The 14,263-nt window shown below is 71.1% G+C and carries 13 protein-coding genes and 1 pseudogene; 4 read left to right on the top strand and 10 right to left on the bottom strand.

Going from position 1 to position 14,263, the window contains the following annotated elements:
* Positions 1 to 30: 30 nt before the first annotated feature.
* Genes G6048_RS30490 through G6048_RS30475 form a run of 4 tightly spaced genes read right to left on the bottom strand, consistent with a single transcriptional unit; the run spans position 31 to position 3,333 of the window.
* Positions 31 to 963: an ABC transporter substrate-binding protein gene (locus G6048_RS30490; RefSeq protein WP_165342830.1), complete on the bottom strand. Its 933-nt coding sequence runs from the start codon at positions 961 to 963 to the stop codon at positions 31 to 33.
* 12 nt (positions 964 to 975) lie between these two features.
* Positions 976 to 1,638 carry an ABC transporter permease gene (locus G6048_RS30485; protein WP_165342829.1) on the bottom strand — a complete coding sequence of 221 codons (663 nt, stop codon included), beginning with the start codon at positions 1,636 to 1,638 and terminating at the stop codon, positions 976 to 978.
* A gap of 4 nt (positions 1,639 to 1,642) precedes the next feature.
* Positions 1,643 to 2,293: an ABC transporter permease gene (locus G6048_RS30480; RefSeq protein ID WP_165342828.1), complete on the bottom strand. Its 651-nt coding sequence runs from the start codon at positions 2,291 to 2,293 to the stop codon at positions 1,643 to 1,645.
* Entirely contained in the window at positions 2,290 to 3,333 is a 1,044-nt protein-coding gene (locus tag G6048_RS30475) for an ABC transporter ATP-binding protein (protein ID WP_206342323.1), read from the bottom strand. Before G6048_RS30475 ends, G6048_RS30480 begins: the two co-directional genes overlap by 4 nt.
* A 143-nt stretch (positions 3,334 to 3,476) precedes the next feature.
* On the opposite strand from G6048_RS30475, the gene G6048_RS30470 reads away from it, so the two are divergent.
* The 3 genes from G6048_RS30470 (at position 3,477) to G6048_RS30460 (ending at position 6,739) form a co-directional block, all read left to right on the top strand.
* Positions 3,477 to 5,108: an aromatic amino acid ammonia-lyase gene (locus G6048_RS30470; protein ID WP_206342322.1), complete on the top strand. Its 1,632-nt coding sequence runs from the start codon at positions 3,477 to 3,479 to the stop codon at positions 5,106 to 5,108.
* On the top strand, positions 5,105 to 6,049 hold the full coding sequence (locus G6048_RS30465) for a MurR/RpiR family transcriptional regulator (RefSeq protein ID WP_235990516.1): 945 nt from the start codon (positions 5,105 to 5,107) through the stop codon (positions 6,047 to 6,049). Before G6048_RS30470 ends, G6048_RS30465 begins: the two co-directional genes overlap by 4 nt.
* Positions 6,050 to 6,154: 105 nt before the next feature.
* Positions 6,155 to 6,739 carry a hypothetical protein gene (locus G6048_RS30460; RefSeq protein WP_165342825.1) on the top strand — a complete coding sequence of 195 codons (585 nt, stop codon included), beginning with the start codon at positions 6,155 to 6,157 and terminating at the stop codon, positions 6,737 to 6,739.
* Positions 6,740 to 6,858: 119 nt separating this feature from the next.
* Here the strand turns inward: G6048_RS30460 and G6048_RS30455 are convergent, their stop codons facing one another.
* From G6048_RS30455 to G6048_RS30430, 6 genes and pseudogenes are all read right to left on the bottom strand, one after another.
* Complete coding sequence (locus tag G6048_RS30455; protein WP_165342824.1) at positions 6,859 to 8,223, bottom strand: APC family permease; 1,365 nt, start codon at positions 8,221 to 8,223, stop codon at positions 6,859 to 6,861.
* A 101-nt stretch (positions 8,224 to 8,324) separates the two neighbouring features.
* On the bottom strand, positions 8,325 to 8,699 hold the full coding sequence (locus tag G6048_RS30450; RefSeq protein WP_165342823.1) for a roadblock/LC7 domain-containing protein: 375 nt from the start codon (positions 8,697 to 8,699) through the stop codon (positions 8,325 to 8,327).
* A gap of 122 nt (positions 8,700 to 8,821) precedes the next feature.
* A pseudogene (locus tag G6048_RS30445) lies at positions 8,822 to 9,388 on the bottom strand (roadblock/LC7 domain-containing protein); the annotation flags it as partial.
* Positions 9,389 to 9,426: 38 nt separating this feature from the next.
* Positions 9,427 to 10,356 carry a hypothetical protein gene (locus G6048_RS30440; protein ID WP_165342821.1) on the bottom strand — a complete coding sequence of 310 codons (930 nt, stop codon included), beginning with the start codon at positions 10,354 to 10,356 and terminating at the stop codon, positions 9,427 to 9,429.
* Positions 10,353 to 10,751 (bottom strand): hypothetical protein, encoded by a 399-nt coding sequence (locus G6048_RS30435; RefSeq protein WP_165342820.1) that lies wholly within the window; start codon positions 10,749 to 10,751, stop codon positions 10,353 to 10,355. Before G6048_RS30435 ends, G6048_RS30440 begins: the two co-directional genes overlap by 4 nt.
* A gap of 317 nt (positions 10,752 to 11,068) precedes the next feature.
* On the bottom strand, positions 11,069 to 12,460 hold the full coding sequence (locus tag G6048_RS30430) for a type III PLP-dependent enzyme domain-containing protein (RefSeq protein ID WP_165342819.1): 1,392 nt from the start codon (positions 12,458 to 12,460) through the stop codon (positions 11,069 to 11,071).
* Positions 12,461 to 12,576: 116 nt separating this feature from the next.
* Here G6048_RS30430 and hutU point away from each other — a divergent pair, with 116 nt between their 5' ends.
* The gene (hutU, locus tag G6048_RS30425; RefSeq protein ID WP_165342818.1) at positions 12,577 to 14,235 is read left to right on the top strand and encodes a urocanate hydratase; all 1,659 of its coding nucleotides are present in this window, start codon (positions 12,577 to 12,579) and stop codon (positions 14,233 to 14,235) included.
* Positions 14,236 to 14,263: the final 28 nt, after the last annotated feature.

Here is a 14,263-nt window from a genome sequence, read left to right as displayed (position 1 = left end):
CCGACTGCTACTCGGCCGGGCTCCCGGCCGCTATGCCGCCAGGCCCTTCTTCTCGGCGTACGCGTTCGCCACGTCCTCGGGGTCCTTCTTGTCCTTGTCGACCTGGCGGTTGAGCTCGGTGAGGTCGGCGGTGGTGAGGACGTTGCCGAGTTCGGCGAGGGCCTTGCGGACGGTCGAGTCGGCCCTGCGGTCGGCGATCAGGGGGACGATGTGCTGGCCGGGGATCAGGTTCTCGGGGTCGGTGAGGACGACCCACTGGTTCTCCTGGATGTCGGTGTCGGTGGTGAAGAGGTTCGCCACGTCCACGTCGCCCTTCTTGAGGGCGCCCTTCACCAACGGGCCGGATGAATCAAGGGACTTGAACTCCTTGAACTCGACGCCGTACACCTCCTTCAGGCCCACCACGCCGACCTCGCGCGTCTTGACCTCGGGCGCGGCGCCCATGACGAGCTTGCCGTTCTGCTTCTTCAGGTCGGCGAGGGAGGCGAGGCCGTACTTCTCGGCGGTCTCCCGGGTGACGGCGAACGCGTCGGAGTCCTCGGCCCTGCCGTACGGCAGCACCTGGAGCCCGGCGGGCAGGGCCATCGCGAGGGCGTTTTGCATCTCGCCCTCCTCGGTGGCCTTCGACTTGGGGTCGACGTAGTGGAGGAGCGCGCCCTGGTACTCGGGGAGGAGGTCGATGTCGCCGCCCTTGATGGCGGGGATGAGGATCTCGCGGGTGCCGAGGTTGGGGCGGACGGTCGTCTTGACGCCCGCGGCGTCGAGTACGGCCGCGTAGAGGTAGCCGAGGACCTGGTTCTCGGTGAAGTTGGCGGTGCCGATGGTGATGCCGCTCTTGCTGGATCCGCCACCGGTGCCTGCGCCGCTCCCGCCGTCGAGCGAGGTGATGCCACTGCTGCAGGCGGCGAGCGCGGGGACGGAGGCGGCGGCGAAGAGGCCGCCGAGGAGGGTACGTCGGTTCATGGTGCTGGGCTCCTAAGCCGGGCGGTGGCGGAAGAGGGCGCGCTGGAGGGCGGAGAGGGCGAGGTCCAGGGCTACGGCGACCACGGCGACCAGCACCGCGCCGCCCAGCACCTGTACGAGGTCGCGCTGGGCCAGGCCGTCGAACACGTAGCGGCCCAGGCCGCCGAAAGACACGTACGCGGCGATGGTGGCCGTCGCCACCACCTGGATGAGTGCGAGGCGCAGGCCGGTCATGATCAGGGGGAGCGCCAGGGGCAGCTCGACCTGGAAGAGGACCTGGTGCCAGCGCATGCCCTGGCCGCGCGCGGCGTCCTTCACGTCCGGGTCGACGGCGGTCATGCCCGCGTACGTGTTCGTCACGATCGCCGGGACGGCGAGGGCGACCAGTGCGACGTACACCGGCCACATCGACAGTCCGCTGGCGAGGAAGACCAGTACGACCAGGCCGACGGTCGGGAGCGCGCGGCCGAAGGACGCGAGGTTGATCGCGAGGAACGCGCCGCGGCCGGTGTGCCCGATGAGCAGGCCCAGGGGGAGGGCGATCGCGGCTGCCACGAGGGTGGCGAGGAGCGAGTACTGGAGGTGTTCGGCGAGGCGGTGGCCGATGCCGTCGGAGCCGGACCACTGCTCGCCGCTGACCAGCCAGTCGCCGAGGTTCTTGAAGAGTTCGTACATGGGCTCAGGCCGCCCTTTGCTTCCGGTGGGTCCATGGCGTGAGTACGTACTGGAGGGCGACCAGAAGCGCGTCCGCGACCAGTGCCAGCAGCAGGGTGAGGGCGACGCCGACGATCACCGGTGTGGGGTAGTTGCGCTGGAAGCCGTCGGTGAAGAGCTGGCCGAGGCCGCCGTCGCCGATGTAGGTCGCCACGGAGACGAGCGAGATCGACATGACCGTCGCGATACGGACGCCCGCCATGATCACCGGGAGCGCCAGGGGGAGTTCGACGGTGAGGAGGGTGCGGAAGGGGCGGGTGCCCATGGCCTTCGCGGCCTCTTTGGTCTTCGCCGGTACCGAGTCGAGGCCCTCGACGGTGTTCCTGAGCAGGACGACGAGGGTGTAGATCGTCAGGCCGATGACCGTGGTGGTGCGGGTGAGCCCGCTCACCGGCAGCAGAAGCACGAAGATCGCGATCGACGGAATCGTGAACAGGACGTTGGAGAGGCCGAGGAGGAGGCCGCGCAGGGGACGGATCCGGTGGGCGACCACGGCCAGGGGGAGGGAGATCAGCAGCCCGAAGAAGACGGCGGAGAGGGCGGCCTGGAGGTGGGAGAGGGTGAGGGTGGTGAGGTCGTCGGTGTGGTCGCCTATCCACGACCAGTCGATGCTCATACGGCGGCGCCCGCTGTGCTGTGCGCGCTGTGCGTCTCGCCCGCGTGCTCGTGGATCTCGGCGCGGGAGGTGACGCCGGTGAGGACGCCGTCCGCGTCGACACGTGCCACCAGGGCGGTCGGGGAGGCGATGGACTCGTTGAGCGCGGCGAGCAGGGAGTCGGTGTCCCGCAGGGGGCGTACGGGGATCTCGGCGTCCTCGGTGCGCCAGGCCTGGGGCCTGCGGGCCTCGTCCAGGACGAGCTCCCAGGTACCGCCCTCGGGCGCCGGCGCCTGCGGTACGTCCGCGAGCGTCGTCAGCGACAGAAGCTTCAGCCCCCGCTCGGCGCCCAGGAAGTCCGCGACGAAGTCGTCCGCCGGGCGGGCCAGCAGCTCCGCGGGCGCCGCGCACTGGACGAGGTGGCCGCCGGTGCGGAAGATCGCGATGCGGTCGCCGAGCCGTACCGCCTCGTCGACGTCGTGCGTGACGAAGACGATCGTCTTGCTCAACTCCTTCTGGAGCCGGAGCAGTTCGTCCTGGAGCTGGGTGCGGACGACCGGGTCGACCGCACCGAACGGTTCGTCCATCAGGAGGACGGGCGGGTCGGCGGCGAGTGCGCGGGCGACGCCCACTCGCTGTTGCTGGCCGCCGGAGAGCTGGTGCGGGTAGCGCTTCCCGGCCTCGGCCGTCAGGCCGACCGTCTCCAGGAGCTCGCCCGCCCGCGCCCGCGCCTTTCTGCGGCCCCAGCCGAGGAGCAGCGGCACCGTCGCGATGTTGTCGAGCACCGTGCGGTGCGGGAAGAGGCCCGACTGCTGGATGACGTAACCGATGGAGCGGCGGAGTTCCGCGGCGTCCTGTTCCAGCACGTCACGGCCGCCGACGCGGATGGTCCCGGAGGTCGGGTCGACCATCCGGTTGACCATGCGCAGAGTCGTCGTCTTACCGCAGCCGGAAGATCCCACGAGGACGGTCACGCCGCCCTCGGGCATCTCCAGGGAGAGGTCGTGCACCGCCGTGGTGCCGTTCGGGAAGCGCTTGTGGACCGCATCGAACTGGATCATGTGGTGTCCCTTGCCCGGCATGCATATCGTCATGCAGAGTTCTTGGTGTCTGAATAGGTTGTCAACACTCCGACGTAAAACGCCGGTTACAGATGACCGCCAGGCAAGATCGGATGTCTGAGTTTGAGGGGAGTTCGTGCGTGATGTCGTCTCGGATCGTGGACATTCCGGGGGCCGCCGACTCGGACTCCGGCGCCCTCACGCCCGGTCTGGTCGTCCTCGACGGGTACGGCACCGGCGTCGCCGATATCGTGCGCCTCGCCGACGGAGCCGCCCGGCCCGTCCCCGGCACCGAGGCGATGAAGCGGGTCGAGGAGTCCTGGGATGCGGCGCGGCGGATGGCCGCGACCGGGCGCGTGTACGGCCGCTCCACCGGCGTCGGCGCCAACCGGAACGAGGACGTGCCGACCGAGGCCGCCGCCGACCACGGCCTGCGGCTGTTGCGCAGCCACGCCGGGGCGATCGGCGCGGAGCTGCCCGCACGGCAGGTGCGGGCGATGCTGGCCGTACGGGCGAACCAGCTGCTCGCGGGCGGCGCGGGCCTGCGGCCCACCATCGTCACGGCACTGTGCGAGGCGCTGGAGACCGGGGCGTATCCGGTCGTGAACGAGTTCGGCTCGGTGGGTACGGGGGACATCGCGGCCCTCGCCCAGGTGGGGCTGGCGCTGGCGGGGGAGCATCCTTGGCGCGAGGCGGAGGCGAGGTGGCATGCGCCGGGGGCGGGCGGCCCGGGAGCGGACGGGCTGGGAGCGCGCGAGTCAGGACCAGACCGGCAGGGAGCGCGTGAGCAGGAGGCGGGCGCACCTGAGGCACAAGCCCTCGACAACAACGACGCGCTCGCCCTCATCAGCAGCAACGCCCTCACCCTGGGCCAGGCCGCGCTCGCCCTGCACGAGTTGCGTGGGCTGATCGGGGCCACGCAGGTCGTGGCCGCGCTGTCGCTGCTCGCGGTGGACGGCTCGCACGAGGCGTACGCGGCGCCCGTGCACGCCGCGCGCCGGCATCCCGCGACGGCCGAAGTGGCGTGCCGTATGCGGGAGTTGATCGGTGCCGCCGACCGCCCGACACCGCCGCTCGGACGCCTCCAGGACCCGTACGGATTCCGCTGCCTGCCCCAGATCCACGGCCCCGCGCTCGATGCCGCCGACGCCCTCGAAGAGGTGCTGACGGTCGAGATCAACGCCGCCGCCGAGAACCCGCTGATCTCCGCCGAGGACATGGCCGCGTACCACCACGGCGGCTTCTACCAGGCCGGACTCGCCCTCGCCCTGGACCACTTCAGGCTCTCCCTCACCCAGGTCGCGCGGCTGTCGACGTCCCGCCTCTCGACCTTGAACGAACCCGCGTACACCCGGCTGCGCCCCTTCCTCGCCGACCACGAGCCCGCGTCCTCCGGCGTGATGATCCTGGAGTACGCCGCCGGTGCCGCCCTCGGTGATCTGCGCGCCTTCTCCGCGCCCGCCTCGCTAGGCCACGCTGTACTCTCCCGGGGCGTCGAGGAGCAGGCGAGCTTCGCCTCGCTCGCCGCACGCCAGACGTTGCGCGCCTGCGACGCGTACCGTCTCGTCGTCGGCTGCGAACTCGTCGCCGCCGTACGGGCCTTGCGGCAGCGCGAGCTGCGGCCGGACCCGGAGCTGCCCGTGGGCCGGGCGCTGGAACTCGCCGAGTCGGTACTCGACGCGGACCAGACCGACCGGCCGCTCACGGACGATGTGACGACGGCGGCCGAACTGCTCGACCGGTTCACGGACATCTGGAGGGGGAGCACGGCATGAGCGTGGACAGGGATACGGGCACGACGACGGGTGTGGACGGAGACGCGGGCGTGGACCGAGAGCCGAGCGCGAACGGGGATGTGGGCGTCGACAGGAACGCGAACGTGACGGACAGTCCTGCCGCGCGTCTGCAGGCCCTCTTCGAGGGCCACCGGCTGACCCCCACTCAGCGGCGTATCGCGCACAGCATGGTGCGGCGGGCGGCCGACGTGCCGTTCCTGTCGAGCGTCGAGCTCGCGGAACTCGCCGGTGTCAGCCAGCCCTCCGTCACCCGCTTCGCCGTCGCCCTCGGCTTCGACGGCTACCCGGCGCTGCGCAAACACCTGCGGGAGGTCGCGCCCACCGGTCCTGTCACGGACACCGCCTCCTACAACGAATACCAGCAGGCCGTAGAGGCCGAGATCGAGAACCTGCGGCACCTGGCCTCCGTACTGGCCGATCCGCGGCCCGTGGAGCGGGCGGGGCGGCTGCTCGCGGCGTCCCGTCCGCTGCCGGTGCTCGGGCTGCGGGCGGCGGCGTCCCAGGCGTACGGCTTCTCGTACTTCGCGGCCAAGGTCCATCCGGACGTACGGCTGCTGAACGAGGGCGGCACGATGGTCCACGACCGGATCGACTCGGCCGTACGGGCCGGGGCGACGGCTCTGCTGTGCTTCGCGCTGCCGCGGCATCCGCGCGAGGTCGTGGACATCCTGGCGTATGCGAAGGAGGCGGGGCTGACCGTGGTGACCGTCGCGGACTCGGCGTTCGCGCCGGTGGCGAAGGAGTCGGATCTGCTGCTGCCCGCCGCGGTCGGTACGGGGCTCGCCTTCGACACGGCCTGTGCGCCGATGCTGCTCGGGCGGGTGCTGCTGGAGGCCATGTGCGACGACCTTCCGGACGCGCAGGCGCGGCTCGAGGAGTTCGACGGGCGGGCGGCCGCGCGGGGCTTGTTCGTTGAGTAGAGGGCTTGTTCGCTGAGTGGTCGCCTTGTTAAGACTCGTCTCAGCTTCGGTCGCTAACCTGCGCGGCCGAAGAGATCGCGGTCCTTCGGACGAGGAGGCGGGAAGGTGACGCGCGGAGGTCAGGGACTGGCTCGGGTGGCCGTCGTCGTACGGGCCGGGGCCGCGCCGATGTGGTGGCTGGGTGTGCTGGCCGCGGGCATCGGCGTGGTGGCTCCGGGGGTGACCGGGCGTCGGATCGGGGTGACGGCGGGGGCGGCGTTGTTCCTCGTCGTGGCGGCCTTGGTGGCGTTGCTGCACAGGAAGCGGTACGCGGCACTCGCGGGTGCTGCTGCCCGGGCGGGCAAGCATGATGTGCTCCAGGACCGGGCCGTGACCGCGCGCAACTGGCGCCGGGGGCATCGGTGGTGGCTGCTCGTCGCTTTTCTGGCCGCGCTGGGGAGTGCGTTCGCGGTGCCCGCGGCGGGGGGCATGCTGCTCGCCGGGGCGGGCGTCGGGCTGCGCCTGAAGGCCGCGTGGCTGGGCAGCCTTGAGCGCGGCTCCGAGGAACTGCTGTGGGTCCGCGTCGACTGGCTCGGACGTGGGGCGGGTACCCCGGCGGGCAAGCGGGTCAAGGCCTACCGGGCCACCGGGATCGCGGCGGGCGACGCCGCGCCTGGTGGGGCGCGGCGTCGGGGTGGCGTGCTGGTGTAGTGGGGGGCGTCTCCCCCTACGCACCGCTCGTATCAACTTGGCTGTCCTGTGCGGGTTTCCTGCTGGGGGTGCTTGCCATTGGGGGCGCTCGCCGTTGGCGGCTGCGGGCCCCTGGCCCCCTACGCCTCGCCCCGTACCCGAAGTACCAGCTTGTTCACCGCCCACAGGCCCACGCCGATCGCCAGCAGTACCGCCGCGCGGATGTACACGTCCGCCGGGCGGTCGGCCAGGGGGCTGGCCAGGATCAGGGCGGTGATCGCGCCCAGGATCGGGAGGAACGTGGGGGTGCGGAAGTGGGCGTGGTCCACGGGGTCGCGGCGGAGGACCAGGACCGCGATGTTGACCACGGCGAAGACGCACAGGAGGAGGAACGCCGTGGTGTCGCCCAGGCCCTCGATCTCGCCCGTGGAGACCAGGCCGATCGCGAGCACGGTGACGAAGACGATGCCGACCACGGGGGTGCGGCGGCGGCGCAGGACGCGGCCCATGCCACGGGGCAGGATGCGTTCGTTGGCCATGCCGTAGCACAGGCGTGAGGCCATCATGATGTTGATCAGCGCGGAGTTGGTGACGGCGAACAGCGCGATGAGCGCGAAGAGTTTGTGCGGGAAGTCGACGCCGCCCGCCTTCACGACCTCAAGGAGCGGGCCGCTGGATCCCTCCAGCACCTTGTAGTCGACCAGGAGTGACGATACGAGTGCTACGAGGACGTAGATCGTGCCCGTCACCGCCACCCCGATGAAGATCGCCCGCGGGAAGGTCCGTACGGGATCCTTCGTCTCCTCCGCCATGTTGACCGAGTCCTCGAAGCCCACGAACGCGAAGAAGCCCAGCGCCGTGGCCCCCAACACGCTGGTGATCAGGGCGTAGCCGGTACCGCTCGCCTCGAACTCGCCCAGCCGGGACGGCTCTCCGTCACCCGTCAGCACGGCGTACGCGCCGATCGCGAGGATGATCGCCAGGCCCGTCAGCTCGACCAGGGTCAGGACGACGTTCGTCTTCACCGACTCCGAAACGCCCCGCAGGTTCAGGCCGGCGAGGAGCAGGATGAAGCAGATCGCGATGAGCGTCGGCGGGAGTGCGTCTCCCGTCAGCTCGGAGAGATAGTCGCCGCTGAACGCGCGGGCCGCCGCACTCGCGGACGACAGGCCCGAGGCCATCACCATGAAGGCGACGATGAAGGTGAGGAACGGGACCTTGAAGGCCTTCTGCGTGTAGAGGGCCGCCCCGGCCGCCTTCGGGTACTTGCCGACGAGTTCGACGTACGACGCCGCCGTCAGGATCGCCACGACGAAGCCGATGACGAACGGCAGCCACAACGCCCCGCCGACCTTTCCCGCGACGGCGCCGGTCGTGGCGTAGATGCCGGTCCCGAGAATGTCGCCGATCACGAACAGGACCAGCAGCTTGGGGCCGATGGCGCGCTTGAGTCCCGGTTCCTCGGCTGGCGACTGCGCGCCCGTGGTGGTTTCGGTGGTGGACAAGAGAACCTCCCCCGGTCGGTGATCCGTCCGGGGGAGTTCTGCCCGGTCGTGTGTCCGGGATGCGTACGGGTCCGATTCTCAGAGGTTCACCTGAGGTTCCGTCAGACCTCCAGATCCGCCTCGATCTTCTTCAACTGGTGGCGCGCCATCGCCAGGTTGGCCCGCTTGGAGTCGAGGACCAGGTAGAGGAAGAGGCCGTTGCCGCCGCGGCCGGCGAGCAGGCGGATCAGGTGGTACTGGTCGGACAGGGTGATCAGGATGTCCTCGATCTCGCCCTTCAGGCCCAGGTGTTCCATGGTGCGGAGCTTGGCGCGTACGACATCGGTGTTGCCGGCGGCGGCCACGGTGAGGTCGAAGCTCTTGCTGCCGCCCATCGTGCCCAGCGCCATGCCGCTGGTGTAGTCGACGAGCGCGGCTCCTGTCGCGCCCTCTATGGAGGCGAGGGCTTCCTTCAACGTGGTTTCGGTGTTGGCCATGGTGTGCGGTCCTCTCAACTCTCGTTGGTGGTACGGGTGTTGGTGGTGCTTCGGCCGGTGGTCCGGCTGGTACTCCGCCCGTTTGTCTGTGGGGCGCCTGAGGTCTGCGCAGCTCGTGAGGCGGTCTGCGCGGTCTGGGTGGTCTGTGTGGTCCGTGCGCTCCGTGCGGTTCTGGCTCGTGGGGGCTTTGCGGGGCGCGTCGGTAACGCGGACTTGTCCGTGGTCGTGTCCGTGGCTGTATTCGTGGTCGTGGAGGTGGAGGCGGCCCTGGGCGGGGCTTTGTCTCCGGCGGTACGCGGAGGCGGTGTCGTGCGGGCCGTCGCCGCGTCGGCCAGTTCGCCGATACGGGTCGCGGCGCGGCGTCCCTCCAGGTGCAGGCGTCCGACGTTGACCCGGTCCTGCGCCAGCAGCGTCAGTACGGCCGAGGAGCCGGCCGAGTACGTCGCCACGTAGCCGTGCGTGCCGCGTACGAGCAGCTCGCGGAGGTCGCCCTGGCCGGTGGCGTCCGTCAGCCGCACGGCGACGCCCAGTGCGGCGGCGGTCAGCGCGGCCAGGCCCTCCGGTTCCACGCCCGGCGTGGCCTGGGCGATGACCAGGCCGTCGACGCTGGCCGCGAGCGCGCCGGTCAGCTGGGGTACGCGGGCCCGTAACCGGTGGAGTTCGTCGAGGACTTCGGCCTCCGCCGCCATGAGCTGTCTCCTCTCGGCACGCTGTCGAAGCGCGCGGATCACAGGGCCTCCAGGGCGTCTCTAAGGCGGCGCAGCAGAGCGACGTCGGGGTCGGCCGAGGCTTGGATGAGCAGGGCTGACGCGGGGTCGAGGGCGGGCGGCTGCTGCTCGGGGGCCGGGTCCGCCCGGGGTGACCGCTGTGGCTCGGGCGGCCGGGACGCCCGGGGCCCCCTGGATTGCTGGGGCGACTTGGGCGGCTTGAGTGACTTGGGCGTTGTGGGCGGCTGGGAAGCCGTCGTCACGATGCCCGCCGTGGCGAGCCTGCGCAGTTCGACCAGGGTGTGGAACGCGGGGCGGCCCAGGGCGAGCGAGATGTCGGCGGCCGTGCGGACCCCGTCGACCTGGTCGAGTACTGCTTCCTGCCGGGCCGGGACCGGCGGCTCGGCGGCACGGTCGATCCGTACCAGCGGAGCCGTGTCCGTCGCCGGGTCGGGCCAGATGCGGTGCAGCAGCTCACGGCGGCGCAGGGTCTCGCGCTCCAGCGCGGCCACCGGTACGGAGCGCACCGGCCCGAGCCAGTGCGCGGCCCCGTACCGGAAGCGCGCCGGGGCGCTTGAAGGGCCCAGAACGAAGTACGCCGCGTCGAACAGCGCCGCCACGTGGCACAGCTCCAGCACGCCTTCGGCAACCCGGCCGCTGTCGACCAGAAACCTCCCGACCTGCCCGTCCGCCCCGGCCCGCGCGACCGCCTCCCGCCATGCCCCGGCGTCCAGAACGCCGCCGGTGGTGAGCAGCGCGTCGAGCCCCGGGCTCTCCGGGCACTCGGCGTAGGTGACCTGGCCGTCGGTGAGATGGAGCGAACCGCGCTCGCGCAGCAGTACGCCGGTGGCGCGCTCCTCGGCGAGCCGGCGCAGCATCGGCGAGACGCCGGGGCCGAACGAGCGGCGCCGTAACGGCAGTCGGGGCGGCGGGGTGCTGACCACGGTCATCCCAGCACCAGCCGTCCGGCCATCTCGCCGAGCCGTATGCGGGCCAGCGCGAGGTTGCCGTCGGAGCGGGCCAGCCACAGGTGCAGGAAGACGCTGCTGTCGAAGCTCGTCGCCACGAACCGCAGGACGTGGTACGTGTCGACGTTGCTGATGATCAGGTCCTCGACCGGCGGGTCCTGCCCTGCCTGATCCGGTCCCGCCTCCGGCGCGAACGCCCGGTGCTCCGCCGCGAGTCGCGCCAGCTCCGCCGCCTCCGCCGCGGTCGTCTCGTGGTCACCGCCCGGGGCGTCCCCGACCGTGCCCAGCGCCAGGCCGCTGGTCCAGTCGACCACCGCGGCGCCCAGGGCACCGGGCAGCCTCATGGCTTCCAGCAGACACTCGTCGATTCCGGGCACCTGGGCTCCCCTCCCGCCTCGGGTACGGCTCGGTGACCACGAAGCTACGCACCGTGTGCGCGAGAGGTGAGCGTTCTGGCATTTTCCAGCGGAACATGCACCAGCTGACTAAAGTGGGTCAACTGGCCTTGGGGCGGGGCGGGTTGAAGCCCTGGCGGCCGTCGGCGGTCTGACGTGGGCGGATGGCTCCGGACGCCGGGTTCGGTCCGCGGTGCCACGGCGTCAATCCGGCGCCCGCGCATCGCCGAGTTGAAGCGCGGCCCGCTCCCGTGCGCCGGGGTGCGCCGTGCCGCTGCGCGCCGGGCATGCCAGTTCCGCTACAGCTCCGACAAGCTCCCCGCATGGCCCCCGCCCGACTCCGCCACGATCTCCTCCAGCGTCTGCGGAGTCCGTACGGTCGCGAACCGCACCCCGCCTGCCCCGTCCGGCCCGAACCCGTAAATCCCCGGCCGCAGAAGCGAGTTGTACGCGTAGTGGTGCGCGAAGTTGTACGCCCCCGTGTCCAGCGCGGCCACGTAGTCGCCCTGTCCGAGCAGCGGGAGTGCACGCCCCTCGGCCAGCAGGTCACCCGCGAAGCAGGCGGGACCCGCCACGTCCTGTACGACCTCGGGCCCGGCCTTGGGGCGCCCCTTCGCGTCGTACGCCCCCACCCGCAGCGGCCACGTCGCCGGCGCGTACACCGTGCGGGTCGCGATCTGTACGCCCGCGTGTGTCACCGCGATCGCGCGCCCGCCGGCCGTCTTCGCGTACTCGACCCGTGCCAGCAGCACCCCGTGCTTGGCGAGCAGTGACCGTCCGAACTCCGTGACCAGTCCGTACCGTCCGTCGAACAGCCCCGGCACGGTCCGGGCCAGCAGCCGCGCGTACTCCGCGTAGGCCGGGCTCTGGGCGTCCGAGGCGTAGTTCACCGGCAGGCCGCCGCCGATGTCGAGCGTGTCGATCTGCCGGCGCCCGGCGCGCTCGTTGATCTCCTCGGCGAGCTCGTACGTCTGCGCCGCCCCGCGCGCCGCCAGGTCCAGAGGTATCCCCTGCGAACCGGTGTGCGCGTGCAGCCGGGTCAGCCACGGCCGGTCCAGGTACGCCCGTACGACCCACTCGCGCGCCCCTTCGTCCCGCAGCGCCACCCCGAACTTCGAGGTCGCCGTCGCCGTGGACAGCGCCTCGATCGAACCCCCGCCGACCTGCGGATTCACTCGCAGTCCGATAGGCGACCGGGTCGCCGCCGACTGGACCAGGCCGTCGATACGGGCCAGCTCCTGCGGGTTGTCCGCGTTGACCGCGATACCGAGCGCCAGCGCCTCCCGCAGCTCCGCCGGGGTCTTGGCCGGGGAGTCGAGGACCGTACGGGACGGGGGCACCCCGGCCGCACGGGCGAGAGCCAGTTCGCCGGCGCTCGCCACCTCCGCGCCGAGACCCTCCTCGCGCAGCAGCCGCAGTACCGGCACGAGCGGGGTCGCCTTCACCGCGAACGCGTGCAGCACCGGCGTGCCCGGGGCGACCACCGCATCGAAGGCCGCGTGCAGTGCCGCCGCCGAGCTGCGGATGCCGGTGATGTCGAGGAGTCCGATGATGGGGGTGTCGGGGCCCACGAGCCCCTGTTCCACGGCCGCGCGGACGGCGTCGTCCCGCCGCGCGGCCCCGTTCGCCGCCGTATCCGCCGCGTCCTGCGCCTCACCCGATGGGTGCGTGTCCCCTGTGTATGCCGTCATGGATTCAGCCAAACACCCGTACGGCGCCGACGCCGACGCAGGGGGCGTATTGACTAGTTCTATTCATCAAGCCAGGATGTGAATATCTCTGTAATCAGCCCGCCGGGAGGCAGCCCATGTCAGGACCCCGCCCTGTCCGAGCACCGCGCGGTACGGAACTGAGCGCCCTGGGATGGCAGCAAGAAGCCGCCCTGCGGATGCTGCAGAACAACCTCGACCCCGAGGTCGCCGAGCACCCCGACAAGCTCGTCGTCTACGGCGGCACGGGCAAGGCCGCCCGCGACTGGCGCTCCTTCGACGCCATGGTCCGTACGCTGCGCACCCTCAAGCAGGACGAGACGATGCTCGTCCAGTCCGGCCGCCCCGTCGGCGTCATGCAGACCCACGAGTGGGCCCCACGCGTGCTCATCGCCAACTCGAACCTGGTGGGCGACTGGGCGAACTGGGAGGAGTTCCGGCGCCTGGAGCAGCTCGGGCTCACCATGTACGGCCAGATGACGGCCGGTTCGTGGATCTACATCGGTACGCAGGGCATCCTGCAGGGCACCTACGAGACGTTCGCCGCGGTCGCCGCGAAGCGGTTCGGGGGTTCGCTCGCCGGGACGATCACGCTCACCGCCGGACTCGGTGGCATGGGCGGCGCCCAGCCGCTCGCCGTGACGATGAACGACGGGGTCGCGATCTGTATCGACTGTGACCCGCGGGCGATCGAGCGCCGTATCGAGCACCGGTACCTGGACGTACGGGCCGACTCCCTCGAGCACGCCCTCCAACTGGCCGTGGAGGCACGCGACGCCCGGCGCCCGCTGTCGATCGGGCTGCTCGGCAATGCCGCCGAGCTGTTGCCGCGCATGCTCGCAGAGGGCGCCCCCGTCGACATCGTGACCGACCAGACCTCGGCCCACGATCCGCTGTCCTACCTGCCGCTCGGCGTGGACTTCGACGACATGGCCACGTACGCGGCCAAGGACCCTGCGGGGTTCACCACGCGTGCGCGGGAGTCCATGGCCCGGCATGTGGAGGCCATGGTCGGCTTCATGGACGCCGGTGCCGAGGTCTTCGACTACGGCAACTCCATCCGTGGCGAGGCCCAACTCGTCGGCTACGAGCGGGCGTTCGCCTTCCCCGGTTTCGTGCCCGCCTACATCCGGCCGCTGTTCTGCGAGGGCAAGGGACCCTTCCGGTGGGCCGCGCTGTCCGGTGAGGCCTCCGACATCGCCAAGACCGACAAGGCGATCCTCGACCTCTTCCCCGAGAACGAGTCCCTCCACCGCTGGATCAAGATGGCCCGTGAGCGGGTGCACTTCCAGGGGCTTCCCGCGCGGATCTGCTGGCTCGGGTACGGGGAGCGGGACCGGGCGGGGGAGCGGTTCAACGACATGGTCGCGAGCGGTGAGTTGCAGGCCCCGCTCGTCATCGGCCGCGACCACCTCGACAGCGGCTCCGTGGCCTCCCCGTACCGCGAGACCGAAGCCATGCTCGACGGCTCCGACGCGATCGCCGACTGGCCGCTGCTGAACGCCATGGTGAACATCGCGTCGGGGGCGTCCTGGGTCTCCCTTCACCACGGGGGCGGAGTGGGGATGGGGCGGTCCATCCATGCGGGTCAGGTGTCCGTGGCCGACGGCACGGCGCTGGCCGGGGAGAAGATTCGCCGGGTGCTGACGAATGACCCGGGGATGGGTGTCATCCGGCATGTGGACGCCGGGTACGACATCGCGGCGTCGGTGGCTGATGAGCGGGGCGTGCGGGTGCCTATGCGGGAGGGCGAGTGAACTTGCCCGCCGGTGGGGGGCGGGATTC

Origin of the sequence: Streptomyces ureilyticus (assembly GCF_011045025.1) — a bacterium.
In the GTDB taxonomy this organism is placed as follows: domain Bacteria; phylum Actinomycetota; class Actinomycetes; order Streptomycetales; family Streptomycetaceae; genus Streptomyces; species Streptomyces ureilyticus.
The sequence above is the reverse complement of the archived record's forward strand: the minus strand, read 5'-3'. Positions and strand labels throughout refer to the sequence as shown.

Coding starts and splice junctions, on each gene's coding strand:
- G6048_RS30475 (WP_206342323.1), bottom strand. CDS start 3,333: ATGATCCAGTTCGATGCGGTCCACAAGCGCTTCCCGAACGGCACCACG.
- G6048_RS30440 (WP_165342821.1), bottom strand. CDS start 10,356: ATGACCGTGGTCAGCACCCCGCCGCCCCGACTGCCGTTACGGCGCCGC.
- hutU (WP_165342818.1), top strand. CDS start 12,577: ATGTCAGGACCCCGCCCTGTCCGAGCACCGCGCGGTACGGAACTGAGC.
- G6048_RS30450 (WP_165342823.1), bottom strand. CDS start 8,699: ATGGCCAACACCGAAACCACGTTGAAGGAAGCCCTCGCCTCCATAGAG.
- G6048_RS30430 (WP_165342819.1), bottom strand. CDS start 12,460: ATGACGGCATACACAGGGGACACGCACCCATCGGGTGAGGCGCAGGAC.
- G6048_RS30485 (WP_165342829.1), bottom strand. CDS start 1,638: ATGTACGAACTCTTCAAGAACCTCGGCGACTGGCTGGTCAGCGGCGAG.
- G6048_RS30465 (WP_235990516.1), top strand. CDS start 5,105: ATGAGCGTGGACAGGGATACGGGCACGACGACGGGTGTGGACGGAGAC.
- G6048_RS30480 (WP_165342828.1), bottom strand. CDS start 2,293: ATGAGCATCGACTGGTCGTGGATAGGCGACCACACCGACGACCTCACC.
- G6048_RS30470 (WP_206342322.1), top strand. CDS start 3,477: ATGTCGTCTCGGATCGTGGACATTCCGGGGGCCGCCGACTCGGACTCC.
- G6048_RS30490 (WP_165342830.1), bottom strand. CDS start 963: ATGAACCGACGTACCCTCCTCGGCGGCCTCTTCGCCGCCGCCTCCGTC.